Here is a 25,407-nt window from a genome sequence, read left to right as displayed (position 1 = left end):
CGGTCAGTCCTTCGGCAGGGCGGCGGCGAGCCCGGCGGTGAGGCCGCCGTCGACCTTGAGGTCGGCTCCGGTGATGAACGAGGCTCGCTCCGACAGCAGGAACTCCACGGCCTCGGCGATCTCGCGGGGCCTGGCCACCCGGCCGAGCGGATGGGCCCGCCCCCACTCGGCGACGACGTCCTCCGCGGGCCGGCCGCCGCTGAACCTCTCGGCCGCCCATCGCAGCATCGGGGTGTCGACCGAGCCGGGGCACACCGCGTTGACGCGGATGCCCTCCCGCGCGTGGTCCACCGCCATCGCGCGCACGAGGCCGAGCAGCGCCGCCTTGCTGGCGGTGTACGCGGCGACCGCACGCTGGCTGGCGTACGCCTGGGCGGACGAGACCAGCACGACGGCGCCGCCGCCCCGGGCCCGCAGGAGCGGGACCCCCACCCGGCAGGTGTTGAACGCGCCCCCGACGTTGACGTCCATGACCTCGGCGTAGGTGGTCGGGTCGGTGGTGTCGACGGACCCGTACCGCTGGATGCCGGCGGCGCACACCACGGCATCGACGCCGCCGTGGCCGGCGCGGATCTCCTCCGCCACGGCGGCCAGGCGGGCGGGGTCGGTCACCGAGGCCACGGCCGGCTCGAGCCGTCCGGGCGCGCCCGCCACAGCACCGGCCACGTCCTGGAGGGCCCCGCCGTCGCGGTCGACCCCGACGACGACGGCACCTCGCCCGACGAGCAGCTCGACGACGCCGCGACCGATGCCGGCGCCCGCGCCGGTGACGAGGGCGACGCGGCCGTCCCAGCTGCCTGTCACGGGCTCCTCCTCGAGCGACGTCGGCATGGCCGCGCGGCGGGCTGACCCGCCGTCGGCTCCCCGTGACGATGCCACCGACGATCTGCCGTGACAAGGCGGTGCGGTGCCGCACGGAATCTGTAGCCGCCGCTTGCCGACCCGATGCGGTAGAACCGGCGCATGCGGCTTTACGCGGATCTTCCGGCCCGCCGGGTACGGCAGGTGACCGGGGACGTGCTCGTCCTGGTGTGGTTGGGGCTCTGCGTGGCCGCCGGAGCAGCGGTGCGCGGCGCGATCGCCGTCGTCGCCGGCCCGTTGCGGCAGGTCGCCGAGGTGGGCGGCGGGATCGAGGCAAACATGACGTCCGCCAGCGCCACCGCCGGAGGCGTGCCCCTCGTCGGGGACCGGCTGGCTGGGCCGTTCGACGGCGTCGCCGTGGCCGGCGAGCGGCTACAGCGCGCCGGGCTGGACGGCGCCGGCCTCGTCGAGACGCTCGCGGTCGTGGTCGGCGTGCTCCTCACGACCCTGCCCGCCCTGGTGGTGCTCGTCCCGTGGCTGGTGGCGCGGCTGCGGTTCGTCCGGCGCGCGGACGAGGTCCGGCGTCTCGCGGCCGACCCCGCGGGCCTGGACCTGCTCGCCCTGCGCGCCCTCGCCCACCGGCCACCGGCCATGCTCGCCGCCACCGCTGGCGCGCCCGCGCGCGCCTGGCGCGACGGCGACCCGAAGGCCACCCGCCGGCTGGCCGGTCTGGAGCTCGCACGCTGGGGCGTGGCGCCGCCTCGGGATGCGGACGGCTGACCCCGCACCACACTGACCGCAGCGGCCTGCGCGGCAGGCCCTGACGGAAAGGAACAGCCATCGCGCTGGTCATGAACCGGCAGCGCACCAACACGAGCCACACGGAGTACGTCGAGCGGCGCGACGACCGTCACGTGCACGGGCCGGACGGCACCGTCTGAGGATCGCGTGCACCGGACCGTGCCCGCCCGGGCTACGCCGTCGTGCCGCGGTTAGGGTGTGAGCCGTGCCACTGTCCCGTGTCGGCCTCGTCCTCGACGACGCCATCAACCGCCGCAGCGTCGTCTACCTCCGCAGCAAGGGCTGGCGCCCGCGCACGATCGGGTTCACCGGCTACGGATCCGTGCAGTCCTTGCACGTGCTGGGTCGCGTGGTGATGAGCGACCCCGAGACGCCCGTGGACGACGACGTCACCCCGGTCGGCCCGATCAACCTCGCCGCCGAGGCGCAACGCGGCTGGCGCTCCTTCTTCACCGCACAGGTGGGCTTCCTGCCCGTGGTGGTGCGGGCGGGCGGGCAGGAGGTGCGCACCACCACGGACCGCGGCGGGTACATCGACGTCATGGTGCGCCACCACGGCCTGCCGCCCGGCTGGCACGAGGTGACCATCGAGGCCCGCGCGGCCGAACCGGTCACGGCGCGGGTGCTGGTGGTCGACCCCGAGGTGCGCGCCGGCATCGTCTCCGACATCGACGACACGATCATGGTCACGATGCTGCCGCGCGCCCTCCTCGCGGCGTGGAACACCTTCGTGCGGCACACCAGCGCCCGCAACGCCGTGCCGGGTATGTCCGAGCTGTACCACACGGTGCTCGCGGACCACCCTGCCGCGCCGGTGTTCTACCTGTCGACCGGCGCGTGGAACGTGGTGCCCACGCTGCGGGCCTTCATGAGGAAGCACCGGTTTCCCGACGGTCCCATGCTCATGACCGACTGGGGGCCGACCAACACCGGTCTGTTCCGCTCGGGCATCGAGCACAAGCGCACCCAGCTGCGCAACCTCATGATCACGTTCCCGCACATCCGCTGGCTGCTGGTCGGCGACGACGGTCAGCACGACCCGATGATCTACGACGAGGTCGCTCGCGAGCATCCCCGCCATGTGGCCGCCATCGCCATCCGCGAGCTGAGCCCCGCCGAGCAGGTGCTCTCCCACGGCACGACAGAGGCGATCGAGGAGCCCAACCCGCTGCGCAACGCCAACGCCGAGCACGGCGTCCCGACGGTGAAGGGCAAGGACGGGTTCGCGCTGGCCGAGTCGTTGCCGGACGTGCTGGTGGCCCGGCGCCAGGAACGGCTCGCGGAGGAGGCCGCGCGCAGCGACGGTAGCTGACGCCCGTCACACGCCCACTGCCACCTTCACGGCGAGCAGCGCGACGACGCCCCCGCCGACGATGGCCGTCCACCGCCGGCCGGCGGGTCCGGCCAGGAACCGGCCCGCCGTCGAGCCGGCCCCGGCCAGCAGCAGCTGCCAGCTGGCGGACGCGAGGAACGCACCGAGTACGAAGGTCAGCCGCTCGGCCGGCCCCGCGGACGGTCTGACCACCGAACCGGTGACCAGCGCGGCGAAGTACACGACGGTGGTGGGGTTGACCAGCGTGAGCCCCAGGACGACCGCGAACGCCCGGGCCGGGGAGACGACGGTCGCCGGGCGCGCGGGCGGTGTACCGGCCGGCGTGACGGCCGCCGGGCTATCGGCCGGTGAGCGGGCGGGCGGGCCGGCGTCCGTCGTGCCGGGTCGAGCGGGCGCGGCGACGAACGCGGGCCGCACCAGCCAGGCGGCGAGCACGAGCAGCACCGCGGCCGAGCTCCACCGCAGCGGCTCGGCGACCGCCGCGATCGCCGGTGCCACCAGGCCACCGAGGAACACGGCGACGGCGGCGTAGAGCCCGTCCACGACCGCGGCGCCGAGCGCACCACCCGTCGCGGTGCGCCAGCCGTGCTGCGCGCCGAGCGTGATCAGGTACGCCGCGATCGCGCCGACCGGGATCGCGATGGCGTAGCCGGCCGCGACGCCGCCGGAGAGGGCGGCGCTCATGACCGGCCGGGGCGCCGGGCAGCAGGTGACATGCGGGCCGTTATAGCAGGCGGCATGCCCCGCCGGCCGCCGGCTCGAGGCACAGGCCCCGCTTCTCGTGCGACCGCGTGGCGCGCGCCGTCGGGCCGATGGTCCCGGAGCCCAAGGTCCCGGGGGGCGCGCCAGATCCCGCGGTTACGGTCGATCTAGACACTTTTGCAGTCGAGAGGGATGAAGCAGATACGCGCTCCGTGATCTACAAGGGCATCGGAGAGATCGCCGTCGAGGACGCCGACATGCCGGAGATCGGTCCGAGGGACGTCGTCGTCAAGAACATGCGTGCCGGGATCTGCGGCACGGACATCGGTGCCTACCTTCGCGGCGGTGACGACGTCGGCATCTTCCCCGGGAACCAGATCGGGCACGAGTTCGTCTCGGTGGTCCACCAGGTCGGTGCCGAGGTGGCCCCCGCCATCGCGCCGGGCCTGCGCGTGTGGGTCAACCCGGTCAACTCCAAGCGCCAGGGTGAGGGTCGCTCCCCGTGGAGATCGCCGACTCCGCGGGCGGCCTCACGCAGTACGTCAGCCTCCACGACGCCGCGATCGACTTCAACCTGCACCCGCTGCAGGACAAGGACGACGCGGTCAAGGTCGTCATCGACGTCCACCCCTGACGACGTTCGGTCAATGATCGGCTGCCCAGCCCTGCAGGGACTGGGCAGCCGAGGCGACGGCGCCGGCTCGGTTTCGGCCGGCGTCGCGGGGTGCACCACAGCACCTGCGTCGTCACGGCGACACCACGAAACCCTTGACGTGACACCACTGTGGCGTCACACTGGTGCGCATGGACGTCACGCCGTATGTCGAAGCCCTTCGTCGAGACCTGCTCACTGCCGCCGAGGCCGGCGGGGAGGAGGCTCGCGCCGCGGCCGACCGTCTCCTCCTCAGCCTCGACCCGGCGGTCCGCCTCGCGCTCATGGACGCCCTCACTCAGGCGGCGGCCGAGATCACCAGCAAGATGCCCGCCGGCGCCGTCGAGGTACGGCTGCGGGGCCGGGAGCCCGAGTTCGTCGTCGAGGTTCCGCCGCCCACGCCGAGCCACCCCGGCCCCGAGGCCGCGATGGACGCCGAGGACGAGGACGGCGACGACGCCGTCGCCCGCATCACGCTGCGCATCCCGGAGTCCCTCAAGACCCGCGTCGAGGAGCTCGCCGCCAAGAGCGGGCGCTCGCTCAACAGCTGGATCGTCGGCGCACTGCGCACCGCCAGCCGCGAGCGGGTCATCGACGTCGACCTCTCCGGACTCGCCGATCTCGGCCAGATGTGGCGCGGCAACAACCCGCCCCGCGGCCGGCGCATGTCCGGCTGGGTCTGAGTCACCCACATCGCCCACCACCGGCCCCCGCGGCCGGGGAACGCAGGAGAGAAGTCATGCACTACACATTCGAGACCCCCGGCCCGACCGAGCTCTACGTCGAGCTCGGCGCCGGCCGCCTGACCGTCCGCGCCGATGATGGCGCCACGGCCACCACCGTCGACGTCGAAGGCACGGAGGCCGCGCAGGTCACCGTCGAGCAGCGCGGCCCCCAGGTGGTGCTCCTCGCCCCACGGCGCTGGTTCGACGTCTTCGGCAGCTTCCACGATCTGACCGTCGACGTCACCGTCCCGACCGCCAGCACGCTGGTGACCCGGCTCGGCTCCGCCGACATGGTCGCCACCGGCAGCTTCGGCGCGGCCCGTCTGCGCACGGGCTCGGGGGACCTTCGCGTCGACGAGCTCACCCGGCACGCCGTCGTCGAGACCGGTTCGGGCGACGTCGAGATCACGGCGGCCCTGTCCGACCTGCGCGTGCGGTCGGGCTCGGGCGACGTCCGCGTGGGCCGGTGCGGCGGCTCGGTAGGCATCTCCACCGGCTCCGGTGACGTCACACTGGGCACCACCGAGGGCGACGTCATGGCCAAGTCCGGCTCCGGCGAGCTCCACGTGGCCAACGCCCGCACCGGCTTGCGCCTGACCACGGCCTCCGGGGACGTCCACGTCGCCGCGCTGCACGCCGGGCAGCTGCGCGCCAAGGCTGTCTCGGGAGACGTGCGGGTGGGCGTGACGCCCGGAGTCCCGGTGTGGACGGACGTGAACAGCATCAGTGGCAAGGTCGTCTCGACGCTGCAGGGCGCCGGCCGGCCCCGCCCGGGGCAGGAGTACATCGAGATCCACGCCTCGACTGTCAGCGGCGGCGTCTACCTCGAGCAGCTGACCTGACTCAGCGGATCGTCACCGCCCGGTCCAGCCACGTGAGCACCCGCTCCTGCCCGAACGGCCACAGGGCCGCGAGCGCCGCGGCCGGGTCCTTCGCGAAGCTCGGCGTGCCGGGGACGGTGAACCCGGCACCGACCGTGCGCACCGGTGCGTCGTCCGGCAGCCCGCTGAGGCGGCGCGCGACGGCCAGGCCGGCCTGGAGGTCGCCGAGCTCGTCGACAAGCCCGATCTCGAGGGCGTCCGCGCCGCTCCAGATGCGGCCGCGGCCGATCTCGTCCACCCGCGCGGCGGTGAGTCGGCGTCCGCGGGCCACCCGGTCGACGAACCGGTCGTAGACCTCGCGCATCATCTTCTCGGCCCAGGCCCGCTCGTCGTCTGAGAAGCTGCGGGCGGGGCTGGCGAACAGGGCCTTCTCGCGGCCCACGAGCTCGGGGTTGAGGCCGTGGCGCTCGTTGAACTGGGTGAGCACGGGCTTGCCGACGACGACGCCGATGCTGCCGGTGATCGTGAACGGGCTCGCCACCACGTGCCGGGCCTGGGCGAGGACGTAGTAACCGCCCGATCCGGCGACCTCGCCCATGACGGCGACGACGGGCTTGTCGCTGCGGGCGACCGCCCGACAGATCAGGTCCGACGCCAGGGCGGACCCGCCGCCGGAGTCCACGAACAACACGATCGCCTTGGTGTGCTCGTCGCGCTGCGCCTTGCGCAGGGCGGCCACGACTGTGTCCGCGCCGGCCAGCGGCCCGGTGCCGAACGGCATGGGCGGGCCGCCACGGCTGCGGCCACTGACGATGGCGCCGATCACCGGGACGATCGCGACGCCGTCGACCTTGCGCGTGAGCTTTTTGGCCGAGAGCTGCGGCCGGATCAGCTCCAGCGCCCGGCCCCAGTGCTGGTCGACCGGGGTGACGATCTCGTCGTCGTACGCGATGCGCGTGATGAGCCCGGCGTCGAGCAGCTGGGCCGCGTTGGTGAGGTCGGCGTCGAGCACCGCACGCATGCGAGCCTCGTCGAGGCGGCGGGTGCGCGCGACCTCTCGGACCCAGCCCGTCTCCGCGGAGTCGAGGTAGGCGGTGAGCTGCTCGCGGTTGTACTCGTCCATCCGGTCGTCGGAGAACCGAGTGAGCGCGGACTTGTACTCCCGGATGCGCAGGTTCTCGAAGGCGATGCCGCGGCGGCCCAGGAAGGAGCCGAGGTAGAGCTGCTCGGCGGCGAAGCCCGGCACCGACACCTCGGCGGACTCCGGCGCCACCACCTCCTCGAGCGCCGCAGTGACGAGCAGGCTGCGCATCGACACCTGGGGCAGGTAGCCGACCACCCGCTTCTTCCCCGCCAGGCGGCCGAGGAGCGCGCCGAGGGCGTGCGCGGTGGCCAGCCCGACCGTGAGCCCGCCGACCCGGACGAGGACGCCGCGCACCCAGGACGCCTTGCCGATCCGGTCGAGCCGGTCGGCGAGCGCCTCGAAGGACTCGGTGCGCTGCAGCATCGCCTGGAGCGGCGCGGTGCGGTGCGTGGGGTAGCTGCCGTGCAGGTCGAGCACCACCCAGTCCGGGCCGGCGCTGTCGGCGTGGTCGGGGCTGAGGGCGAGGCGGAGCCGCTCGGGCAGTCGGGCCATGACGCCCAACGTAGCCGCGCGGGACCGACGGCGCGCCGGGGCCGAAATGCCCACTGCGCCCGCGACGGCGCTACCCCCTCCGCTCGATCAGCGGGGCAAGCCCGTCGAGCACGCGCGCCAGCCCGAACCGGTAGGCGTGCTCGGGGTCGAGGGCGCTGCCGTGCGCCTCTCCGGCCGCCGCGCCCACCCGGCCGGCCAGCGGGTACGCGGCCGGGTCGAGCACCCGATCGAGGAGGGGGCCGACGGCGGCCCACCACTCGGCGTCGTCCATCGCGCTCTCCCGCCGGCCGGCCCGTGCATCGATAGCGACTCGGGCGGCGGCCTGGGTGAACGTCAGCAGGTAGGTCAGGCAGTCGTCCATCTCGACGTCGGTCAGGCCGAGGCCGTCGAATGCCGCGAGCTCGTGCTCGTACTTGGCCATCAGACCGGGACCGAGCGGGGGTCGCAGCGTCGAGACGCTGACAGCCCACGGGTGCCCCCGGAACAGGGCCCGGTTCTCCTCGGCGACGGCGGTGAGCCGCTCGCGCCACGGCCGTCCGGTGGTGTCCGTGCGGTCCATCCGCGCGTAGGCCGCGTCCAGCATGAGGTCCAGGAGCTCGGCCTTGCCCGGCACGTAGGTGTACAGGCTCATCGGGGCGACCCCGAGGACCTGGGCCACGTTGCGCATCGAGAGCGCGTCCAGCCCGTCGCGATCGGCGAGCTCGGTGGCGGCGCCGACCACCGCGTCGAGGTCCAGGGCCCGCTGCGGGCCCCGGCGGGGCACCGCCTGCGGGTCGCGCCACAGCAGCGCCAGGGTCCGCGACGGGTCGCCGGCGCTGCTTCGGTCGAGGGCCACGGGAACATTCTGCCCGCGAGCGCGTTGAACGTCATACATCGTACGCCGTACGCTGTACGCGGTGAGGGTCGTCAGGCCACCGCATCCACTCCCCCGAGGAGCACACCTATGAAGATCACCGCCTCCGCCGTCTCCCTCAACGTCAAGGACGCCGCGGCGTCGAGCGCGTTCCTGGTCAAGCACTTCGGATTCCGCGAGGAGATGGCCGCCGACGGTTTCGCCTCGCTCACCCGGGACGACGCCGGCATGAACATCGCCTTCCTGGACGTCGGCCTGCCCACACTCCCGGACGACCAGCGCGACGAGCACGCCGCCGGCGTCATCCTCGCGTTCGTCGTCGACGACCTCGAGGGCGAGCTTGCGCGGCTCGAGGCGGAGGGGGTCGCCATCACGATGCCCCTGACCGTCGAGGAGTGGGGCGAGCGCGCCTTCCAGGTGCGTGACCCCAACGGGGTCATCGTCCAGCTCGTCGACTGGAACGGGCCGACGCAGGGCTGACACGCTCACGACGCGGCGGCCCGCTCGCCGTGCCGTCGTCGGCTCCCCGCCACGCCATGATCGCCCCATGGAGTTCCAGGAGGTCGTCCGCCGGCGCCGCATGGTGCGCCGCTACACCGCCGACCCGGTGGACCCGGCCGCGGTGGACCGCATGCTTCGTCATGCTGTCCGCGCGCCCAGCGCGGGGTTCAGCCAGGGCTGGGGTTTCCTCGTGCTCGACCGGCCCGCCGACGTCGCCCGCTTCTGGGACGCCACCACGCCCCCGGCGCGGGCGGCGCGGCCCGACCCCTGGCTGCGCGGCATGCGCACCGCTCCCGTGGTCATCGTCCCGACGTCGTCCAAGGACGCCTACCTCGCCCGCTACGCCGAGCCCGACAAGGGGTGGACCGACCGGGACGAGGCGCACTGGCCGGTGCCGTACTGGCACGTCGACGCAGGCATGGCGGCGCTGCTCATCCTGCAGACCGCCGTCGACGAGGGGCTTGGGGCGTGCTTCTTCGGGGTCCCTCCCGACGGCCTGGCGCCGCTGCGGGCCGCGTTCGGCATCCCGGCCGACCACGCGCCCGTCGGCGCGATCACGGTCGGCCACCCCGCACGGTCGCCGTCACGCGGCTCGGCGGCCACCCGCCGGCGCCGGCCGGCCGCGGAGGTGGTCCACCGCGGTCAGTGGTGAGCCGGGCCGACGGCGACCGCCGGGCCGACGGCGCGGGCGAGCCGGTCCCGAGCCGCGCCCGGCAGGGCGGCCCAGTCGGCGGGGCTGTCCAGGTCCATCGCCGTTCCCGGCCGGTCGACCACCACCGCGCCGAGGTCGAGGCGGTCGGCCTCGCGCTGGTGCGCGGCACGGCTGCCCGGCCCGAACCGAAACGCAAACGTCAGGCCGGCGTCGAGCACGAGCGCGTTGGTGCCCTGGCCGGTCCGGTCCGCCGCCACCACCACCGCCGCGGTGGGCGCGAGCAGCGCGCGGACGTCCGCCGCCGTCAGCAGCGGCAGGTCGCCGTGGACGACCAGGACGCGGCGCGCCCCGCCGTCGCGGGCACGCTCGTGGCCCAGCGCCACGGCGGGGTTGAGGCCCGGCCGGTTCCGTCCCTGGCGGACCACCTCCACCCGCGGGTCCGCCGGCACGGCGCCGGCGGCGAAGTCGGGGTCCTGGGTGACGACCAGCACGCGCGTGACCGGCCCCGCCGCGAGGAGCGCGTCCACCACCCGCCGGGCGAGCACTGCCACCAGCCGGGTGCGCTGGTCCGCGCCGAGCACCCCCGCCAGCCGGGTCTTGCCGGAGCGGCCGTCGCGCAGCGGGACGACGGCGACCACCGGCTCACGCTCAGCCACGGGCCGCGTCGAGCAGCTCGCGCGCCAGCCGCTCGCGGTCGTCGGGGTCGTCCATGACGGTGGCCAGAACCGCCACGGGCAGGCCGAGCGCCTCGATCTCCGGGGCGAGGTGGCGGTCCTGCTCGTCGATCACGTAGAGGTCGAGCAGGCCGGCGTACAGCCGGGCGACGCCGAGCGCGGAGGTCTCGTGGCCGAGGGCCGTCAGCATCGCGGCGGCCGGCCCCTTGAGGGCCCGCCCGCCCACGATGGGGCTGACGCCCACCCGCCGGGCCGACGTGCCCGCGAGCGCGTCGCGCACCCCGGGCACGGCGAGGATCGGCCCGATGCTGACGAACGGGTTCGAGGGCCCGACGACCACGACGTCGGCCGCCGCCAGCGCCTCGAGCACGCCGGGCGCGGGCCGGGCCTCCTCGACGCCGTCGAGGACGATCCCGCGGACCTCGTCCTGGTGGCGCCGGCCGACGAAGTACTCCTGGAAGCCGAGCCGGCCGACGTCGGTGTCGACCACGGTGGCCACCCAGTCGTCGGTCATCGGCAGCAGGCTGGCTCGCACGCCGAGCGCGGCGGCGAGCTGGCCCGTCACCTCCGAGAGCTGCGCGCCGGCGCGCAGCCGTGTGGTCCGGACGACATTGGTCGCCAGGTCCTGGTCGCCGATGCGGAACCAGGTGTCCTCCCCGAGCCGCGTCATGGCGTCGAGGGTGGTGAACGTGTCGCCGCCCACGCCCCACCCGGTCTCCCGGTTCGCCAGGCCGGCGAGGGTGTACATGACCGTGTCCAGGTCCGGGCTGACAGAGAGTCCGTACACGACGGCGTCGTCGGCGGTGTTGACCACCACCGTGAGGTCCGCGATCGCACGAGCCAAGCCGTGGGCGAGCTTGGCGCCGCCGCCCCCGCCGGACAGGACGGTCACGCGCGGGTCGGTCGAGGACACGAACGCAGCATAGGCGGCCACGCGCGAGAACCACCCGCGCCGTCGTTCGAGGGTTCTGCCGAGCACCGACCGCAGTGAAACCCTGGAGGCGGCCGACCGGGACCCGCGTGCCGGCCGGTCCTTTCGGCGGCGAGGGACGGCTCATGGCTGCGTTGACGGACGCCGGGTTGCTCGCGCTGAGGTCGGGCGTAGGCGGGGTGCTCATCGCGCACGGGTGCCAGAAGCTCTTCGGCTGGTTCGGCGGCCATGGTCTCAAGGGCACCGGCGGCTACTTCGAGTCGATCGGTTTCGCGCCCGGGATCCCCAACGCCGTGGCCGGCGGGGTCGGCGAGCGGGCGGCGGCGCGTGCCTCGTGCTCGGCCTGGGGACGCCGCTCGCGGGGGCCGCGGCGTCCGGGACGATGATCGCCGCGACGGCCGTGAACTACCCGTCCGGGTTCGTCGCGCAGAAGGGCGGGTACGAGTACGCCGCCCTGCTCGGCCTATCCCCCGCGGCGCTCGCGCTGACCGGGCCGGGCGAGTGGTCCGTGGACAGGGTCCTGGGACACCGGTTCAACCAGCCATGGATGTCGAGCGCGGGCCTTGTCGGCTCGATCGCCGGGGCCGGCGTGATCCTGCAGCGGCGCGCGCGGGCGCAGGCGGCGGCATCTTCGCGGCGCCCGCGTTCGCGGCGCCCGCGCCGGCGACGCAGCTCGGAGTCGCTCTAAGGCCGGCTCTGACCGGTCCGCCGTCGATGCAGGGTCTCGCTGCGCCACGCCTTCGTCTGCTCGGTGCGCAGCCGGGCGTCGGTGCGAGTGGCCATCCACGCCGCCTCCCGCTGCAGCAGCCGCCAGCTCTCCAGGCGCCGCCGGGGCAGCGCACCGGAGTCCACCGCGGCGACCACCGCGCAGCCCGGTTCGGTGCGGTGCCCGCAGTCGGTGAACCGGCACCGCTGGGCGAGGTCCTCGACGTCGGCGAAGACCCGGTCCACGCCTTCGCTCATCTCGTACAGGCTCACGCGCCGAAGCCCGGGGGTGTCGATGACCAGCCCGCCGCTCGGCAGCACCACCAGCTCGCGATGGACGGTGGTGTGCCGGCCGCGCCCGTCGGCGGCACGGACCTGCTGTGTGGCCATGACCGGCGTCCCGGCGAGTGCGTTGACGAGGGTGGACTTTCCCGCCCCGGAGGGGCCCAGGACCACCGCGGTGCGGCCCGGGCCGAGGTGCGGGCGGACGGCGTCGAGACCCTGCCCGTCGAGGGCGGCGACGGCGTGCACCTCGGCGCCGGGGGTCGCCGCGGCGACGTCGTCGAGCAGGTCGCCCAGCCCGGTGGGCAGCAGGTCCGCCTTGGTGACCACGACGACGGGCACGGCGCCGCTCTCCCAGGCCAGGGCGACGAGCCGCTCGATCCGGCCGAGGTCGGCGGGGTCGACCGCATGGCGGGCCGGCTCGGCGACGAGGACCACGTCGACGTTGGCGGCGAGGACCTGGCCCTGACCGTCACCGGACAGGCCGCCGCGGGAGAGGCGGGCGACGCCGCCGCGGACGACGGCGGTGCGCCGGGGCAGCACCACGTCGGCCACGTGGCCGCCGCCGGGCAGCGGGTGGAGGGCGACCCAGTCGCCGGCGCAGGGCAGGGCGACGGGATCCTGGGCGCCGGTCCGGCGCAGCTGGGCGCTCAGGCGGACGTGCGTGACGCCGTCGGCGGTGTGGACGAGGGCGGCGCCGCGGTCGACCCGCACCACGCGGGCCGGGAGGGTGTCGGCGGGCAGGGACTCGGCGAACCGGTCGTCCCAGCCCAGATCGGTGAGGCTGAGGTCAGCAAGCAACGGTGAGCATCCTTGTCAGGCGGGATGCCGCACGAGGTGCGTCAGCGGGGCACGGGCATCCGGGAGGTGGTTGTCGGGGGGCAGGGGTGGAGCGGAAGGACCCGCATGCTCCTCACCTCCCATGTCGTTTCAGCTGGTGCCTGTGCGACGTGACCGTACCCGCCCTGCCAACGCCGGTGCGAGGCTTTTTCGGCGCGGCGCGGTGACACCTGCACTTTCCGACCGATACCTGCCGTTCCGCCTGCAGGTCTCGGCGCAAGAGGCAGGTCTCGGCGCAACAGGCAGGTTCAGCACCGCCCTGCCGTGCACCGGTGACCGGCGCGGCACGGCAGAGTGTTCCCATGCACTATGTCGGCATCGACCTCGCGTGGGGTGAGCGCAGCCCCACCGGCGTGGCCGTCCTGGACGCCGGCGGGCAGCTGGTCCACCTCTCCGCGGAGACCACGGACGAGTCCATCCTCACCGCGCTGGCCCCGTATCGCGACGGGCCGGTCCTGGCGGGGATCGACGCCCCGCTGGTGGTCACCAACGCCACGGGCAACCGGCCGTGCGAGGCAGCGCTCAACCGCGACTTCGCCGCGTTCGACGCCGGCGCGCACCCCGCCAACACCGGCAAGCCCGAGTTCGCCGGCACCCCCCGCGGCGCCCGGCTCGCCAAGGCCCTCGGGCTCGACATCAACCCGGCCTCGGGTCGTGAACGGCGCGGCATCGAGGTCTACCCGCACCCGGCTACCGTGGTGCTCTTCGGCCTGGGCCGGACCTTGAAGTACAAGCAGCGCGGCGGCCGGGACCTCACCCAGCTCCGGGAGGCCCTGCAGACCCTGGTGGACCACGTCGAGGCCTTGGCAGGTGCCGAGCCCGCGATGGTGGTCACGGAGCACGCGGGCTGGCGCGAGCTGGCGACGGCGGTGCGCACCGCCACCCGCAAGAGCCAGCTGCGCGTGGCGGAGGACCAGGTCGACGCGGTGCTGTGCGCCTACGTCGCCCGGTTCGCGGTGGCTCATCCCGAGCGCATGACGACCTACGGCGACCTGGCGACGGGGTACATCATCACCCCGACCCTGCCGGAGGGTCGGGTCCCCACTCCCCGGGCCTCCGCCGTCGGGCCGGCTGCCGCGGGTGAGGCCGAGCCGGCTGCCGCGTCCGAGGCGGCCGGGCCGGCTGCCGCGTCCGAGACGGACGCCGGGCCCGCCACCCCGAGCTCGCCCACCGTGGCCCAGCCGGCCACCGACCCGGTCCAGCGCGCGGTGCAGGCCTACGCGGCGCAGCGGCCCGAGCTCGAACGCACGACGGCGCAGTACGTCACCCTGATCACGGGCCTGCTCGACGACGCGGGCATCAACTACCACGCGGTCACCGGCCGCACGAAGAGCGTCGCCTCGTTCGCCGGGAAGGCGGCGCGGACCGTCGACGGCAGGCCCGCCTTCTCCGACCCGTTGCGCGAGATCACCGACCAGATCGGGCTGCGGATCGTGACGTACGTGCTGAGCGACGTCCAGGCCGTGGTGGAGCTGCTCGCCGACCAGCTGGTGATGCTCGGCGACCGGGACATGGGCCTCGAGACGGCGCAGGAGGGCCGGTTCGGGTACGCCAGCCGGCACGTGCTCGTGGCTCTCGACGCCGGCCGGTCGGGCGAGCCGGAGCTCGCGCGCCTGCGAGACCGGACCGCCTCCGTCCAGGTGCGCACCGTGCTGCAGCACGCGTGGGCGGAGTTCGAGCACGACATCCGCTACAAGGGCAGCATCCCCGAGAAGGTCGCCCCGGACCTGGACCGGCGCTTCACGTTGGCGGCGGGGCTGCTCGACCTCGCCGACCGGGAGTTCTCCACCATCCGGGACCGGCTGCAGGAGAGCATGCCCGATCAGGAGCCACAGTCGGACGAGACCGACCCGCGGATCAGCGCCCAGGACCTGGCCGCGTTCCTCGCCGGGCGGTTCACGGACGCCGGCTGGTCCCGCACGGACCACTACGCGTGGGTCTCCGGTCTGCTGCTCGAGCTCGGTGTGACGTCGCTGCTCGAGCTCGGTGAGCTGCTGAGGCCGGTCGACAGCGCCGTGATCAGCGAGCGGATGGGCTACCGGTACGCGCCCGGCGCGGTCCGCCGGCTGGACGACGCGCTGCTGGGGGTCTTCGGCGACCGGTACGTGCAGCTGCACGGGAACGCCCGACGGCGGGACGCGCTCCGTGCCCGGCTGGCGAAGCTCCGCGACTGACGCGGGAGACCTCGGCTCGAAGCAGGCTGCGACCACGGTCGTGACCGCCGCGAGCTCAGCGGATCAGCCGCCGCCCCACCGACGCCGCTCCCCACGCCAGGAGCGAGCACAGTGCCATGAGCGTCGCCATGGGGACGGCGTGTGCTGACCGGCCGGCGTCCCCCACCGGCTCGGCCGGCGCATCGTGCACCGCTGCCTCTACCACCTTGTCTCCCTCGACCCGCGCTCCGAGCGCGGCAGCGACATGCTGCCGCGCCGGGGCTGCCGAGGGCGACAGCTCACCGGCGTGTCCTCGCGACGCTCAGCGGGCACGGCGCTGCTCGTGGGCGCGGCACCCAAGCGCGTTCGGGACGCCCTGGCTTCAGGCGCCGCCGGCGGCGAGGCGGGTCCGCGCGTACGCGGTCATCGCCTCGCGCTGATAGCCGGCCAGCCCCGGGACGACGTCGTCGAAGAGGGCACGCTTGTCGTCCTCGGCCGCGAGCGCCTCGCCGAGCGCGGTGAACACGGCGGTGTCGACGCCGCCGTACTGGTTGGCCGCGCGGTAGTACCAGTCGACCGCGTCCATGGCCGCCGGGTCGGTCGGGGGTGTGCCCGCGACCATCAGCTCGGCGAGGCGGACCATCCGGTCGGCCACGTCGCTCTCCTCGCGGCGGAGCTCCTCGGGCCACTCCTGCGGACGTTCGCCGCGGTACGCCGTGGCCAGCCGGTCCAGGAGCCCTTCCGGACGTCGCACCTCGCGTGCCATGGCCTCACACCATCCCTCGACCGTGTCAGTACTTCCACAGCTGGTTGGCGCCGCCCCACCAGTCCCACTGCTGGACGCGTGCGCCGTTGTTCTCGTCCATCCCGGCGACTTCGACCACCTTGCCGCTGTGCTTGGCCGTCAGCTTGAGCTGGCCGATGCCGTAGACCTCGGGGCGGAAGCGCTGGTTGTCGCCGCCCCACCAGTCCCACTGGGTGAGGGGCGCGCCGTTGTCCATGGAGATGCCGGCGACGTCGAGCACCTTGCCGCTGTGGACGGCCACGATGCGCACGTAGCCGCCGCCCACAGGCTCCAGCACCCAGCGCTGGTTCCCGCCGCCCCACCAGTCCCACTGGATGATGGCGGCACCGTTCGCCGTCGAGATGTCCTTGACGTCGATGACCCGTCCGCTGTGCTGGGCGAAGATCGCGCGGGCCGGGGCGCGGGCGAACGTGACGCCGTACACCCACTCGTTGGCGCTGTTGGTGTGGCTGGCAGAGAAGCCGAGGTGCGTGTAGGCGCCGTCCTCGATGCGTTGCCGGTGCCCGGGGCTGCCCATCCACCAGTTGAAGGGCGCGTCGCCGTTGAGGAGCGGGCCGCCCCAGTAGAGGATCTCGCCCGTCCGGTCGGGGCGCCAGCCATTGGCCGCCGCGGCGGCCTCGATGCGGACCGTCGGTGTACTCAGGTCGGAGCCCTGGTGCGCGTCACGGCCGGCGGTCTTGTAGACCCATGGGTTCGTCGACATGTCGGCCGTGTGCCGCGCGGCGGCCGTCGAGAGCGCTGGGTCCACGAAGACCGGCAGCAGGCCCAGCGCCGCCCGGTGCTGGTTGATGTGGAGCTGGATCGCCGTCCCGGTCAGCGGTACGCCGAACAGCAGGTCGCCGAAGGTAACGGTCATGTGCTCCGTTCCTCTCGCCAGCGGCTGCCGGCCCAGTGCACGGTCGACCCCGGGGCACCTGTGGCTCGCCATGGGCACGTACTTGCCCGGAGAAGGATCCTCGCTCCGGCGTTACCGGCGCATTACTCGGGCGCCACCTCCCTTGAGCACATCGAAGCCGCCCTCTCCCTTCCGGACGGCAACAAGTGGCAACCATGCCAGAGTCTCAGATGTCCACCGCATGATCGATATGGCGGGACGACCTTCTCAAGATGCCACCGGCGACCTCGGGGGTTCGTCCAGCCGACAGGTGCGCGACGTCGCGCGCCGGACAACGAGATTCCAGGGGGGAATCGATGACGAACCTGCTACGCCATCGTTCGACGCGCGCGGCACTGGCCGCGGCATGCGTGGGGGCACTGGGGCTGACGCTGGCCGCCGCCCCGGCGACCGCGAAGCCCGGGCCGCCTCAGAGGGGCCCGATCACGCAGTCCCTCACCGCCGTCCCGGAGGTCGAGGGCCCGGTCGCGGAGTCCGGGAGCAGTCACATGTGGTCGACGATGGACCGCGCCCGGGTGCCGCTCGACCTCGCCGAGCGCGGGTACGTGGAGGAGGAGTTCTTCCTCTCCGGCACCGCGAACGTCTACGACAACGCCGGCGGCGAGCTGTCGGTGGTCACCAAGGACGTGCCGTACGTCAACAACATCCTGGTGCGCCGCCCGGCCAAGAAGTCGGACTCCTCCGGCGTCGTGCTGGTCGACATCCTCAACGCCTCCAATGGCTTCCCTGGCGAGGACCACTGGCGCCGCATGTGGGACTGGGCCATGGAAGAGGGCCACACCGTCATCGGCGTCACCTCCAAGCCGATCCAGGTGGACGCGCTGAAGAACTTCGACGCCGAGCGCTACGCGGACCTCACGTGGGACGTCGAGGATGTCGAGCGCGAGCCCATCGTCGCCGACCCGGCGAACCCGGGCTCCTTCAACCCGTTCATGGTGGTGCCCGGCGCCGAGGAGGGCCTGGCGTGGGACATCCTCACCCAGGTCGGCACGCTGCTGGACAGCAAGGAGGGCCGTGAGGTCCTGGGTGGGCAGAAGGCCAAGACGGTGCTCCTCATGGGGCAGTCCCAGTCCGGGGTCTACCTCAACACCTACGCCAGCAACTTCCACGAGGCAGCCACCGAGGCCAACCGCGGGCCGGTCTTCGACGGCTACCTCAACACCGTCGGCGCGGTCCTCGAGCGGCCGCTGCGCCAGGCGGAGAAGGACGGGTTCGTCACCGTGCCCGGCTCGGAGCCCGGGCTGGACGTCCCGTTCATCACCGTCACCTCCGAGGGCGACGCCGGCCTGTTCGGCGCAGCGACGCTCGCCGAGAAGGATCTGCCCGACAACCGGCGCCACTGGCAGGTGCCCAGCACCCCGCACACCGACCTGCTCTCGACCGTGATCCCGGCCGACGAGGAGATCTACCAGGCCGGCCGCCTGCCCAACACGCAGGTCAAGGACCCGGCGTTCCGCGAGGCGCTCAACCCCTACCCGCTCGAGCCGACGATCATCGCGGCCGCGGAGTCGCTGGTCTCCTGGGCGAAGAAGGGCCACGAGGCCGCACCGTCGCAGTGGTTCGACCAGGCCGGCGGCGCGCTGGTGCGCGACGAGCACGGCAACGTCACCGGCGGCGTGCGCTACGGCCTCATCGAGCACCCGCTGGGTCGGTACCTCGGCGCCGCCGCTCCGGGTGCGGTGTACGGCTCGGCCGACCTGATCTCGGCGGAGGAGTTCGCGCGGACCTACGGCACGCGGGAGGCCTACCTCGAGCTGATCGCGGAGTTCGACGCCGGCCAGATCGAGGCCGGGTACCTCACCGAGTGGGGTGCGGAGTATTTCCAGGGGGTCGCGAACACGCTGCTGGACCGGATCGGGGTCCCGGCATCCGCTGACGACGACGCCGCCGGCACCCCGCCCGGACACGACGGCACCCCGCCCGGACACGGCGGCACCGCGCCCGGGCACGGCGGCACCGCGCCGGGGCAGGCCAAGAAGTAGCCCGTCGGGATGAGCACGCGTGAGGCCACCGACCACCGGTCGGTGGCCTCACCGCGCCCGGTGCCGCGTGCACAGGGCGGCCGCTCTGGCCGAGCGCGCCCGTTCGCGGCTCGCGCGCATGGTGCACCACCCGCGCTAGCCGCGAACGACAGCGCTCGGTAGTGAAGACGGGCTGCTCAGGCGTGCGTCATGCCCCGCAGCCCCGTCCCGGCGCCGCCCGTGCTCCGCTCGAGCCGGCCCGCCAGACGCATCAGCGGCAGGGCGACCACCGCGTAGATGACCCCGGCGACCGCGAGGAACTCCACGTACCGGAAGGTGACCGAGCCCAGGTTGTAGGCCTGACTGAGCAGCTCGGGCACCGACAGCGCGAACGCCAGCGACGTGGCCTGGAACATCTGGACCGCCAGCCCGATCAGCGGCGGCACCGCCACCCGCAGCCCCTGCGGGATCAGCACGAACCGCAGGGTGTCCACCCGGCCCAGGCCCAGCGCCCGGGCGGCCTCGTCCTGTCCGGCCGCCACCGACTGCAGCGCGGCCCGGATGATCTCGCTGCCGTAGGCGGCCACGCTGAACCCGATGGCCACCCAGGCCGCCGGCATGGCGTCGAGAGTGATGCCCGCGCTCGGCAGGCCGAAGTACACCAGCTGCAGGAGCACGATCACCGGTGCGCCGCGCCCGATCTCGACGACCACGATGCCCGGCCAGGACAGCCAGCGCCGCGGCGAGGAGGTCAGCAGCGCAAGGCCGAGCGCCACCACGAGGCCGGCACCGATGCTCACCGCCGCCAGCTGCAGGGTCACGCCCAGGCCCCCGAGGAGGTCGAGGAGCTGCTCGCCGCTCATCGCGCCACCTTTCGCCGCATCCGGTGGTCGAGATAGCGCGAGAGCAGGGCGATCGGCACGCTCAGGACGATGTAGAGGACGACGGCGGTGGTGAACGCGGTCAGCCCCTGCCCGGTGGCACGGGACTCCGCGAGGGTGAAGTGGGAGATCTCGGCGACCCCGATGACACTGGGGATCGAGGAGTCCTTGAGCAGCGTGAGGGCGAACGTGGTGGCGCTGGGCAGCGCCACCCGGACCGCCTGGGGGGCGATCACCTTGGTGAACGTCTCCGTCGGGCTCAGCGCGAGGGCTCGCCCCGCCTCCCACTGGCCGGGATCGACCGACTCGATGGCCCCGCGGTAGACCTCGGCGAGGTAGGCGGCCGAGACGCCGCCGAGGGCGAGGATCGCGGCCTGGAGGTTGTCCAGGCGGAACCCGCCCACCGACAGCCCGAAGTAGAGCAGGAAGATCCAGACGAGGATGGGGATGCTTCGGACGAGGTCGACCACCGCCCGGATAGGCACTCGGACGAGCGCCCGGGGTGAGCGCAGGCCCAGGACGAGCGGGACGCCGGCCACCGCGGCGAGCGCAAAGGACGCCACGGTCACCCCGATGGTCAGCGGGATGCCCTGGGCGATCGCGGCGAGCATGTCCATCAGCGGTACAGCACCGAGTGCAGGAACCGGCGGGTGCGCTCGTGGGCGGGCGTGGTGAAGACCGTCGCCGGGTCGCCGGCGTCGACGATGCCGCCGTCGGCCATGACGATGACCTGGTCGGCGACCTCACGGGCGAACTTCATCTCGTGGGTGACCACGAGCATGGTGCGTCCCTCGGCGGCGAGGTCGCGCATGACCCCGAGCACCTCCACGCCGAGCTCGGGGTCGAGCGCCGAGGTGGGCTCGTCGAAGAGGAGCACGTGCGGGTCGAGCGCGAGCGCCCGGGCGATCGCGACGCGCTGCTGCTGGCCGCCGGAGAGGGTGGCGGGCCGGGCGTCGGCCTTCTCCTGCAGGCCCACGCGGGCGAGCAGCTCGCGTCCGTAGCTCGTCGCCTCCACCCGGGAGCGCCCCAGCACCCGCTCCTGGGCGAGGGTGAGGTTGCCGAGCACGGTCAGGTGCGGGAAGAGGTTGAAGGACTGGAACACCATGCCGACGGCGGTGTGGAGCGTCCGGCGGCCGGCGCCGGTCAGCGGCTCACCCGCCGGGTACCGGGTGCCGTCGACGACGACGGTCCCGGCGTCCGGGGTCTCCAGGCGGTTGATGCAGCGCAGCAGCGTGCTCTTGCCCGAGCCGCTCGGGCCGATGATCGCGGTCACCGTGCCCGCGGGCACGGCGAAGGTGACGTCGGCGAACACGGCGGTGTCGCCGAAGGACTTGGCGAGCCCGGTGATGGTGACGGAGCCGGCCTCGGCCGGGGTGGGGTGCTCGGACATGTCAGCTCTCCTCCGCTGCGGCGCGCACCGTGGCGTGGAGGAGCACGTCGGCGCCGGTGAGGGCCCACTCGGGCCGGATGTCCTCGTCCTCGCGGTGGCTGACGCCGCCGACACATGGGATGAAGATCATCCCCGCACGGGTGACGTGGGCCAGGTGCACCGAGTCGTGCCCCGCTCCGGAGACGAGGTCTGTCGCGGAGTAGCCCCGTTCCGCGGCAACCTCCCGCACCAGGGCGACGGTGCCGCCGTCGAACTGGGTGGGCGGCTGCGACAGCACGGGGGTGACCGTCGCCGTCACGCCCGAGCGGGCGGCGATCTCGGCCACCTGCTCGGACAGGGCGCGCTCCACGCGGGCCAGGGTCTCCTCCGCCGGGTGGCGCAGGTCGAGCGCGAGGCGGACCTCGCCCGGGATCGCGTTGCGGGAGTTCGGCCAGACGCGGACCTCGCCGGTGGTGGCACGCAGCTCCGGCTCCGCGGCCGTCAGCTCGTCGACCGCGAGCACGATGCGACTGGCCGCCACCAGCGCATCCTGGCGGGAGCCGGCCGGCGTGGTGCCGGCGTGCCCACTGCGGCCACGGACGACGACGTCGAGCCAGTGGATCCCGTACACGCCGGTGACCACGCCGATGTCCAGGCCGCGGTCCTCGAGGACGGGCCCCTGCTCGATGTGCAGCTCCAGCGACCGGTGGACCCGTGCGGGGCCGGCACCGGTGCCGGCGTAGCCGATGCGCGCGAGCTCGGCGCCGATGGTGGCACCGTCGGCGTCGCTGCGGGCCAGGGCCGCCCCTGCGTCGTGCCGGCCGGCGTAGACGGCGGAACCGAGCATGCTCGGGCTGAACCGCGCCCCTTCCTCGTTGGTCCAGTTCGCGAGCACCACCGGTCGCAGGGTGGTGACGTCGGCGTCGTCCAAGGCACGCAGCACCTCGAGGCCGGCGATGACGCCGTAGGTGCCGTCGAACCGGCCGCCGCTCGGTTGGGAGTCCAGGTGCGAGCCGAGCAGCACCGGCGTGAGGTCCGGTCGGGCGCCCGCGCGCGTGATGAAGATGTTGCCCAGGGCGTCGACGATCACGTCGTACCCGTGGTGGCGGGCCTGGGCCACGAGGTAGTCACGTGCGGCCCGGTCGTGGTCGCCCAGGGCGAGCCGGTCCAGCCCGCCCCGCACCGTGGCACCGAAGCGCGAGATCTCCGTCAGGCTGGCCCACAGCCGCGTTGGGTCGATCGCGGGCGATGACGATGCGTTGGTCATCGGTCGCTGTCCTTTCGTCTGCGTCCGCACGGGGGCCCGGGCCACGCGCTCGCAGCTCTGTGCAGGTGGTGACGGCGCGCGGCCCGTCGTTGACCTTGGTGACGGCGACCGCGGGCACACCAGTCCCACGCAGGGCACCTACCGGTGATGCCATCACGGCCCGGTACCGGGGCCCGCACCGTCTCAGATTGTGGCGGAAACTTGTCCGTTATCTTGCGGACTGGGCGTTCAGCGGGTGTCTCGGCGCAGGCAGGGATAGTCCCCGGTATCGCGCAGACCCTGTGAAAGGAACACCCATGGCTACACGGACTCGCTCTCGCTTGGGCGCCATCGCTGCGGCAGGCCTCCTCGCCGTCGCCGCCGCCGCCTGTTCCTCGCAGGCGGCCGAGTCGGACGGGGCCTCCGCGGACGCCCCGTTCGAGACGGTCACCGCCGGCACCATCACCGTGGGCGTGCCCACCTTCCCGCCCTTCTCCAGCATCGAGGACGGGCGAATCGTCGGCCCCGACGGTGCGGTCATCTACGAGATCGCCGAGCACTACGGCCTCGACGTGGTCGCGGAGCCGTACGAGTTCTCCGCGCTCATCCCGGCTGTGCAGCAGGGCCGCATCGACGTGGCCATCGGCTCGATCTTCCGCACGACCGAGCGTGACAAGGTCATCGACTTCACGGACCCGATCTACATCGAGCCGGGTAGCTTCATCTCCAAGGACGACATCTCGAGCGTCGACGACCTCGTGGGCAAGCGGGTCGGCACCATCCAGGGCTACAACTGGGTCGAGGACGTCGACCGCGAGCTCGGCGGCGAGCTCGCCCAGTACCCCTCATCCGTCGAGCTCAAGCAGGACCTCGAGGCCGGGCGCCTCGACGTCGGTATCGACAGCTACGGCACGGCGCTCTACCTCTACGAGGGCACCGACTTCCAGGTGAAGGTGCTGCCCCCGGACGAGCGCATCGCGGCCGCGACGAACCCCGGGCAGGTCGGCTTCGTCGTCAAGTCGGAGAGCACCGACCTCACGAAGGCGTTCAACGACGTGATCGCCACCCTCCACGACGAGGACGCCATCGCGCCGATCCTCGAGGCCGTCGGCCTCGACCCGTCGGCCGCGGAGGTCGGCGAGCCGCGCTACCTGTGACCCGCCGCGAGGGTGTGGGCCCTGCGGGGGCGGCGACTGCCGTCCTCGCGGGGCTCGCACCCGTGCCCGCCGGAGAGCCGCCACGCGTCGCGGTGATCGTGCCCGCCACGGACACCGGCGTCGAGATCGAGCTGCCCGGCCTGGTCGCCGGCCGGGCCAGCATCCACGTCGCTCGCGCACGCCTCGACGCCGTCACCGTGGCCGACCTGCTCGCCATGGAGCACGACGCCGTCGCCCAGGCAGCCGCCCTGGCACCCATCCGGCCCGTGGCACTGGTGCTCGGCTGCACGAGCGCCTCCTTCGTGCGGGGCCGCGCGAACGAGGCCGAGCTGGCGGCCCGGCTGGCCGAGGCCGCCGGCGCACCCGTGATCCTGACGGCGCAGGCCATGGCGGCCGGGCTGCGCCGGCGCGGGAGCCGGGTGCGGCTGCGCGCCTCCTACACCCAGGACATCGTCGACGCCGAGCGCGCGTACCTGGAGTCGTACGGCCTCGACGTGGTCAGTGCGGAGGGGCTCGGCATCACCGAGGACGAGCAGACCGCGCGCGTGGGCGCCGACGAGCTGGTCCGGTTCGCCACCACTGGTGCCGAGGACGGTGCCGACGTGGTGATGCTCAGCTGCACCAACCTGCGTACCGCCGTCGTCCACGAGGAGCTGGAGCGGCGGATCGGGCTACCGGTGCTGAGCAGCAACCGCGCCATGGCCGAGAGCCTGACCGACTTCCTCGACGGACACGGGCTGGCCGGCGCCCGGCCCGACGACGTGAGCCACCAGAAACCGACCACGGCCGGTGCGGAGCAGCCGGTCAGGACAGGAGAGACGCGATGACACTCCCCACGCAGCAGGCGGGGCCCGAGGACGCCGACGACGAGATCGGCATCCTCCAGCGACGCCGCATCGAGGCGAACATCATCGCCCCGATCTACACCATCCTGAAGCGCGAGCTCGGTCAGGAGCGTGCGGCCGGGATCATCGAGGAAGCGATCACCGAGGACGCCCGGAAGTCCGGCGCGCGGTTCGCGGCCCGGGAGCCGGGCGGGGCGAACCTGCGCACGTTCATCGACATCCAGGACCTGTGGAAGAAGGACGACGCGCTGACGACGCAGACCAACGTCGAGTCCGACGACGTCTACTCCTACGACGTCCACCGCTGCGCGTACGCGGAGATGTACCAGTCCATGGGGCTGGCCGAGATCGGCTACCTGCTCTCGTGCGTGCGGGACTTCGAGTTCATCCACGGGTACGACCCGGACGTCGAGCTCACGCGCACCCAGACCGTCATGGAGGGCGCCTCCCACTGCGACTTCCGGTACGTCCGGCGGGGCGCCGTCCGCACGGGCAGCACGGCCGGCACGGCGTAACCGGCGCGTGCGCTCGGCCAGCATCGGGACGAGGCGAGGCCACCGACCAGGGGTCGGTGGCCTCGCCTCGTGCGGATGGAGGGGTCAGCGCCCGGCGGTCACGCTCTCGCGGGCGGGCTCGGCCTGGGCCGCGGGCCGCGTGGCGAGCACGCCGTCGACGCTGAAGCGCCCGGCTCCGGCGGCCGCCAGGGCGAGCGCGCCCGCGGCCAACGCGAGGACGAGCTCGTAGCCGTTCTCGGTCACCCAGATGCCGAACGGCAGGTGGACGATGAGCAGGGCGCCGATCATCTCGGCGGCCAGCAGCAGCGCGAACACCGGGGTGAGCACCCCGAAGATCAGGGCCACGCCGCCGACGGTCTCCACGAGGGCGGCAACCCAGGCCGACAGGCCCGGTGCGGGCACTCCCATGGCCGCGAAGCTCTCCGTCGTGGCGGCCATGCCGTAGCTGAGGAACTTCTGCAGGCCGTGCGCGAGGAAGACGGCGCCGAGTCCCACCCGCGCCAGCAGCAGGAGGACGTCACGGAGGGCGCGGGGAAGGGTGGTCAGGGTCATGGAGTGTTCCTTGGTGTCGTCGGCGGCCAACGCGCGGCCCCGTGCGGGTCAGAGGTCAGGGCACGACCACCGACCGCGAGCAAGGATGCTGGAGCCGACCGATGTCGTGCGCTCGGCTG

At 73.4% G+C, this 25,407-nt stretch carries 27 protein-coding genes and 2 pseudogenes; 14 read left to right on the top strand and 15 right to left on the bottom strand.

The window, feature by feature from the left end:
• Positions 1 to 3: 3 nt before the first annotated feature.
• Entirely contained in the window at positions 4 to 804 is an 801-nt protein-coding gene (locus FE374_RS01190) for an SDR family NAD(P)-dependent oxidoreductase (RefSeq protein WP_230978417.1), read from the bottom strand.
• Positions 805 to 963: 159 nt separating this feature from the next.
• Here FE374_RS01190 and FE374_RS01185 point away from each other — a divergent pair, with 159 nt between their 5' ends.
• Positions 964 to 1,581 carry a hypothetical protein gene (locus FE374_RS01185; RefSeq protein WP_139926866.1) on the top strand — a complete coding sequence of 206 codons (618 nt, stop codon included), beginning with the start codon at positions 964 to 966 and terminating at the stop codon, positions 1,579 to 1,581.
• Between the two features lie 226 nt (positions 1,582 to 1,807).
• Complete coding sequence (locus FE374_RS01180; protein WP_223173611.1) at positions 1,808 to 2,914, top strand: App1 family protein; 1,107 nt, start codon at positions 1,808 to 1,810, stop codon at positions 2,912 to 2,914.
• A 6-nt stretch (positions 2,915 to 2,920) separates the two neighbouring features.
• Here FE374_RS01180 and FE374_RS01175 read toward each other — a convergent pair whose 3' ends face one another.
• Positions 2,921 to 3,619, bottom strand: coding sequence for a LysE family transporter (locus tag FE374_RS01175; RefSeq protein ID WP_139926865.1), 699 nt, complete (start codon positions 3,617 to 3,619; stop codon positions 2,921 to 2,923).
• Between the two features lie 128 nt (positions 3,620 to 3,747).
• Between FE374_RS01175 and FE374_RS20255 the strand changes: the two are divergent.
• The 4 genes and pseudogenes from FE374_RS20255 to FE374_RS01160 all read left to right on the top strand — a co-directional run.
• A pseudogene (locus FE374_RS20255) lies at positions 3,748 to 4,101 on the top strand (alcohol dehydrogenase catalytic domain-containing protein); the annotation flags it as partial.
• A gap of 38 nt (positions 4,102 to 4,139) precedes the next feature.
• Positions 4,140 to 4,271: a hypothetical protein gene (locus tag FE374_RS20020; protein WP_269142052.1), complete on the top strand. Its 132-nt coding sequence runs from the start codon at positions 4,140 to 4,142 to the stop codon at positions 4,269 to 4,271.
• A gap of 170 nt (positions 4,272 to 4,441) precedes the next feature.
• Positions 4,442 to 4,972 carry a toxin-antitoxin system HicB family antitoxin gene (locus tag FE374_RS01165; RefSeq protein ID WP_139926864.1) on the top strand — a complete coding sequence of 177 codons (531 nt, stop codon included), beginning with the start codon at positions 4,442 to 4,444 and terminating at the stop codon, positions 4,970 to 4,972.
• A 56-nt stretch (positions 4,973 to 5,028) separates the two neighbouring features.
• A complete protein-coding gene (locus tag FE374_RS01160; RefSeq protein ID WP_139931198.1) occupies positions 5,029 to 5,856 on the top strand; it encodes a DUF4097 family beta strand repeat-containing protein in 828 nt (275 codons plus the stop codon).
• 1 nt (position 5,857) lies between these two features.
• Here FE374_RS01160 and FE374_RS01155 read toward each other — a convergent pair whose 3' ends face one another.
• Positions 5,858 to 7,471 carry a S49 family peptidase gene (locus FE374_RS01155; RefSeq protein WP_139926863.1) on the bottom strand — a complete coding sequence of 538 codons (1,614 nt, stop codon included), beginning with the start codon at positions 7,469 to 7,471 and terminating at the stop codon, positions 5,858 to 5,860.
• 70 nt (positions 7,472 to 7,541) lie between these two features.
• Positions 7,542 to 8,345: a TetR/AcrR family transcriptional regulator gene (locus tag FE374_RS01150; RefSeq protein ID WP_139926862.1), complete on the bottom strand. Its 804-nt coding sequence runs from the start codon at positions 8,343 to 8,345 to the stop codon at positions 7,542 to 7,544.
• 69 nt (positions 8,346 to 8,414) lie between these two features.
• On the opposite strand from FE374_RS01150, the gene FE374_RS01145 reads away from it, so the two are divergent.
• Both FE374_RS01145 and FE374_RS01140 read left to right on the top strand, forming a co-directional pair.
• Positions 8,415 to 8,804: a VOC family protein gene (locus FE374_RS01145; protein ID WP_139926861.1), complete on the top strand. Its 390-nt coding sequence runs from the start codon at positions 8,415 to 8,417 to the stop codon at positions 8,802 to 8,804.
• A 67-nt stretch (positions 8,805 to 8,871) separates the two neighbouring features.
• The gene (locus FE374_RS01140; RefSeq protein WP_139926860.1) at positions 8,872 to 9,477 is read left to right on the top strand and encodes a nitroreductase family protein; all 606 of its coding nucleotides are present in this window, start codon (positions 8,872 to 8,874) and stop codon (positions 9,475 to 9,477) included.
• On the opposite strand, the gene cofC is transcribed toward FE374_RS01140, so the two are convergent.
• Positions 9,468 to 10,133: a 2-phospho-L-lactate guanylyltransferase gene (gene cofC / locus FE374_RS01135; RefSeq protein ID WP_230978415.1), complete on the bottom strand. Its 666-nt coding sequence runs from the start codon at positions 10,131 to 10,133 to the stop codon at positions 9,468 to 9,470. The two genes, FE374_RS01140 and cofC, sit on opposite strands and share 10 nt — an antisense overlap.
• Positions 10,126 to 11,064, bottom strand: coding sequence for a 2-phospho-L-lactate transferase (gene cofD / locus FE374_RS01130; protein ID WP_139926859.1), 939 nt, complete (start codon positions 11,062 to 11,064; stop codon positions 10,126 to 10,128). The genes cofC and cofD overlap by 8 nt, the downstream gene beginning before the upstream one ends.
• A gap of 143 nt (positions 11,065 to 11,207) precedes the next feature.
• Here cofD and FE374_RS20355 point away from each other — a divergent pair.
• Positions 11,208 to 11,770 (top strand): annotated as a pseudogene (locus tag FE374_RS20355) (DoxX family protein).
• On the opposite strand, the gene rsgA reads toward FE374_RS20355, so the two are convergent.
• Complete coding sequence (rsgA, locus tag FE374_RS01120; RefSeq protein ID WP_139926858.1) at positions 11,767 to 12,870, bottom strand: ribosome small subunit-dependent GTPase A; 1,104 nt, start codon at positions 12,868 to 12,870, stop codon at positions 11,767 to 11,769. The pseudogene FE374_RS20355 and the gene rsgA overlap by 4 nt on opposite strands.
• A gap of 341 nt (positions 12,871 to 13,211) precedes the next feature.
• On the opposite strand from rsgA, the gene FE374_RS01115 reads away from it, so the two are divergent.
• Entirely contained in the window at positions 13,212 to 15,083 is a 1,872-nt protein-coding gene (locus FE374_RS01115) for a DUF429 domain-containing protein (RefSeq protein ID WP_139926857.1), read from the top strand.
• Between the two features lie 55 nt (positions 15,084 to 15,138).
• Here the strand turns inward: FE374_RS01115 and FE374_RS19020 are convergent, their stop codons facing one another.
• The 3 genes from FE374_RS19020 to FE374_RS19425 all read right to left on the bottom strand — a co-directional run bounded on the left by FE374_RS19020 (position 15,139) and on the right by FE374_RS19425 (position 16,723).
• Positions 15,139 to 15,288 carry a hypothetical protein gene (locus FE374_RS19020; protein ID WP_168205534.1) on the bottom strand — a complete coding sequence of 50 codons (150 nt, stop codon included), beginning with the start codon at positions 15,286 to 15,288 and terminating at the stop codon, positions 15,139 to 15,141.
• Between the two features lie 156 nt (positions 15,289 to 15,444).
• Complete coding sequence (locus FE374_RS01110; RefSeq protein WP_139926856.1) at positions 15,445 to 15,828, bottom strand: TipAS antibiotic-recognition domain-containing protein; 384 nt, start codon at positions 15,826 to 15,828, stop codon at positions 15,445 to 15,447.
• A gap of 25 nt (positions 15,829 to 15,853) precedes the next feature.
• Positions 15,854 to 16,723 carry an RICIN domain-containing protein gene (locus tag FE374_RS19425; RefSeq protein WP_223173608.1) on the bottom strand — a complete coding sequence of 290 codons (870 nt, stop codon included), beginning with the start codon at positions 16,721 to 16,723 and terminating at the stop codon, positions 15,854 to 15,856.
• Positions 16,724 to 17,058: 335 nt separating this feature from the next.
• On the opposite strand from FE374_RS19425, the gene FE374_RS01100 reads away from it, so the two are divergent.
• Entirely contained in the window at positions 17,059 to 18,744 is a 1,686-nt protein-coding gene (locus tag FE374_RS01100; RefSeq protein WP_139926854.1) for an alpha/beta hydrolase domain-containing protein, read from the top strand.
• 176 nt (positions 18,745 to 18,920) lie between these two features.
• On the opposite strand, the gene FE374_RS01095 is transcribed toward FE374_RS01100, so the two are convergent.
• From FE374_RS01095 to FE374_RS01080, 4 genes are read right to left on the bottom strand one after another with little or no spacing between them, the layout of a single operon-like run.
• Entirely contained in the window at positions 18,921 to 19,586 is a 666-nt protein-coding gene (locus FE374_RS01095; RefSeq protein ID WP_139926853.1) for an amino acid ABC transporter permease, read from the bottom strand.
• Positions 19,583 to 20,221: an amino acid ABC transporter permease gene (locus tag FE374_RS01090; protein WP_139926852.1), complete on the bottom strand. Its 639-nt coding sequence runs from the start codon at positions 20,219 to 20,221 to the stop codon at positions 19,583 to 19,585. The genes FE374_RS01095 and FE374_RS01090 overlap by 4 nt, the downstream gene beginning before the upstream one ends.
• Positions 20,221 to 20,994 (bottom strand): amino acid ABC transporter ATP-binding protein, encoded by a 774-nt coding sequence (locus FE374_RS01085; protein WP_139926851.1) that lies wholly within the window; start codon positions 20,992 to 20,994, stop codon positions 20,221 to 20,223. Before FE374_RS01085 ends, FE374_RS01090 begins: the two co-directional genes overlap by 1 nt.
• A 1-nt stretch (position 20,995) precedes the next feature.
• On the bottom strand, positions 20,996 to 22,240 hold the full coding sequence (locus FE374_RS01080) for a Zn-dependent hydrolase (RefSeq protein WP_139926850.1): 1,245 nt from the start codon (positions 22,238 to 22,240) through the stop codon (positions 20,996 to 20,998).
• A 296-nt stretch (positions 22,241 to 22,536) separates the two neighbouring features.
• Here FE374_RS01080 and FE374_RS01075 point away from each other — a divergent pair, with 296 nt between their 5' ends.
• From FE374_RS01075 to FE374_RS01065, 3 genes are read left to right on the top strand one after another with little or no spacing between them, the layout of a single operon-like run.
• On the top strand, positions 22,537 to 23,376 hold the full coding sequence (locus FE374_RS01075) for an ABC transporter substrate-binding protein (protein ID WP_168205533.1): 840 nt from the start codon (positions 22,537 to 22,539) through the stop codon (positions 23,374 to 23,376).
• Positions 23,373 to 24,203 (top strand): maleate cis-trans isomerase family protein, encoded by an 831-nt coding sequence (locus FE374_RS01070; protein WP_139926848.1) that lies wholly within the window; start codon positions 23,373 to 23,375, stop codon positions 24,201 to 24,203. The genes FE374_RS01075 and FE374_RS01070 overlap by 4 nt, the downstream gene beginning before the upstream one ends.
• A complete protein-coding gene (locus FE374_RS01065) occupies positions 24,200 to 24,736 on the top strand; it encodes an L-2-amino-thiazoline-4-carboxylic acid hydrolase (RefSeq protein WP_139926847.1) in 537 nt (178 codons plus the stop codon). Before FE374_RS01070 ends, FE374_RS01065 begins: the two co-directional genes overlap by 4 nt.
• Before the next feature lie 84 nt (positions 24,737 to 24,820).
• On the opposite strand, the gene FE374_RS01060 is transcribed toward FE374_RS01065, so the two are convergent.
• Positions 24,821 to 25,288: a DoxX family protein gene (locus FE374_RS01060; RefSeq protein WP_139926846.1), complete on the bottom strand. Its 468-nt coding sequence runs from the start codon at positions 25,286 to 25,288 to the stop codon at positions 24,821 to 24,823.
• Positions 25,289 to 25,407: the final 119 nt, after the last annotated feature.

The sequence above is a fragment of the Georgenia yuyongxinii genome (assembly GCF_006352065.1).
Lineage (GTDB): Bacteria > Actinomycetota > Actinomycetes > Actinomycetales > Actinomycetaceae > Georgenia > Georgenia yuyongxinii.
Note: the sequence above shows the minus strand (reverse complement) of the source record. Positions and strands in the feature narration are given on the sequence as shown.

Bases quoted from the DNA above. Each gene is read 5' to 3' on its own strand.
- FE374_RS01115 (WP_139926857.1), top strand. From the start codon at position 13,212: ATGCACTATGTCGGCATCGACCTCGCGTGGGGTGAGCGCAGCCCCACC.
- FE374_RS01095 (WP_139926853.1), bottom strand. From the start codon at position 19,586: ATGAGCGGCGAGCAGCTCCTCGACCTCCTCGGGGGCCTGGGCGTGACC.
- FE374_RS01185 (WP_139926866.1), top strand. From the start codon at position 964: ATGCGGCTTTACGCGGATCTTCCGGCCCGCCGGGTACGGCAGGTGACC.
- FE374_RS01110 (WP_139926856.1), bottom strand. From the start codon at position 15,828: ATGGCACGCGAGGTGCGACGTCCGGAAGGGCTCCTGGACCGGCTGGCC.
- FE374_RS01090 (WP_139926852.1), bottom strand. From the start codon at position 20,221: ATGGACATGCTCGCCGCGATCGCCCAGGGCATCCCGCTGACCATCGGG.
- FE374_RS01080 (WP_139926850.1), bottom strand. From the start codon at position 22,240: ATGACCAACGCATCGTCATCGCCCGCGATCGACCCAACGCGGCTGTGG.
- FE374_RS01140 (WP_139926860.1), top strand. From the start codon at position 8,872: ATGGAGTTCCAGGAGGTCGTCCGCCGGCGCCGCATGGTGCGCCGCTAC.
- FE374_RS01075 (WP_168205533.1), top strand. From the start codon at position 22,537: ATGGCTACACGGACTCGCTCTCGCTTGGGCGCCATCGCTGCGGCAGGC.
- FE374_RS19425 (WP_223173608.1), bottom strand. From the start codon at position 16,723: ATGACCGTTACCTTCGGCGACCTGCTGTTCGGCGTACCGCTGACCGGG.
- FE374_RS01145 (WP_139926861.1), top strand. From the start codon at position 8,415: ATGAAGATCACCGCCTCCGCCGTCTCCCTCAACGTCAAGGACGCCGCG.
- FE374_RS01085 (WP_139926851.1), bottom strand. From the start codon at position 20,994: ATGTCCGAGCACCCCACCCCGGCCGAGGCCGGCTCCGTCACCATCACC.
- FE374_RS01100 (WP_139926854.1), top strand. From the start codon at position 17,059: ATGACGAACCTGCTACGCCATCGTTCGACGCGCGCGGCACTGGCCGCG.
- FE374_RS01155 (WP_139926863.1), bottom strand. From the start codon at position 7,471: ATGGCCCGACTGCCCGAGCGGCTCCGCCTCGCCCTCAGCCCCGACCAC.
- FE374_RS01150 (WP_139926862.1), bottom strand. From the start codon at position 8,345: ATGTATGACGTTCAACGCGCTCGCGGGCAGAATGTTCCCGTGGCCCTC.
- FE374_RS01065 (WP_139926847.1), top strand. From the start codon at position 24,200: ATGACACTCCCCACGCAGCAGGCGGGGCCCGAGGACGCCGACGACGAG.
- FE374_RS01175 (WP_139926865.1), bottom strand. From the start codon at position 3,619: ATGAGCGCCGCCCTCTCCGGCGGCGTCGCGGCCGGCTACGCCATCGCG.
- FE374_RS01165 (WP_139926864.1), top strand. From the start codon at position 4,442: ATGGACGTCACGCCGTATGTCGAAGCCCTTCGTCGAGACCTGCTCACT.
- FE374_RS01060 (WP_139926846.1), bottom strand. From the start codon at position 25,288: ATGACCCTGACCACCCTTCCCCGCGCCCTCCGTGACGTCCTCCTGCTG.
- FE374_RS01160 (WP_139931198.1), top strand. From the start codon at position 5,029: ATGCACTACACATTCGAGACCCCCGGCCCGACCGAGCTCTACGTCGAG.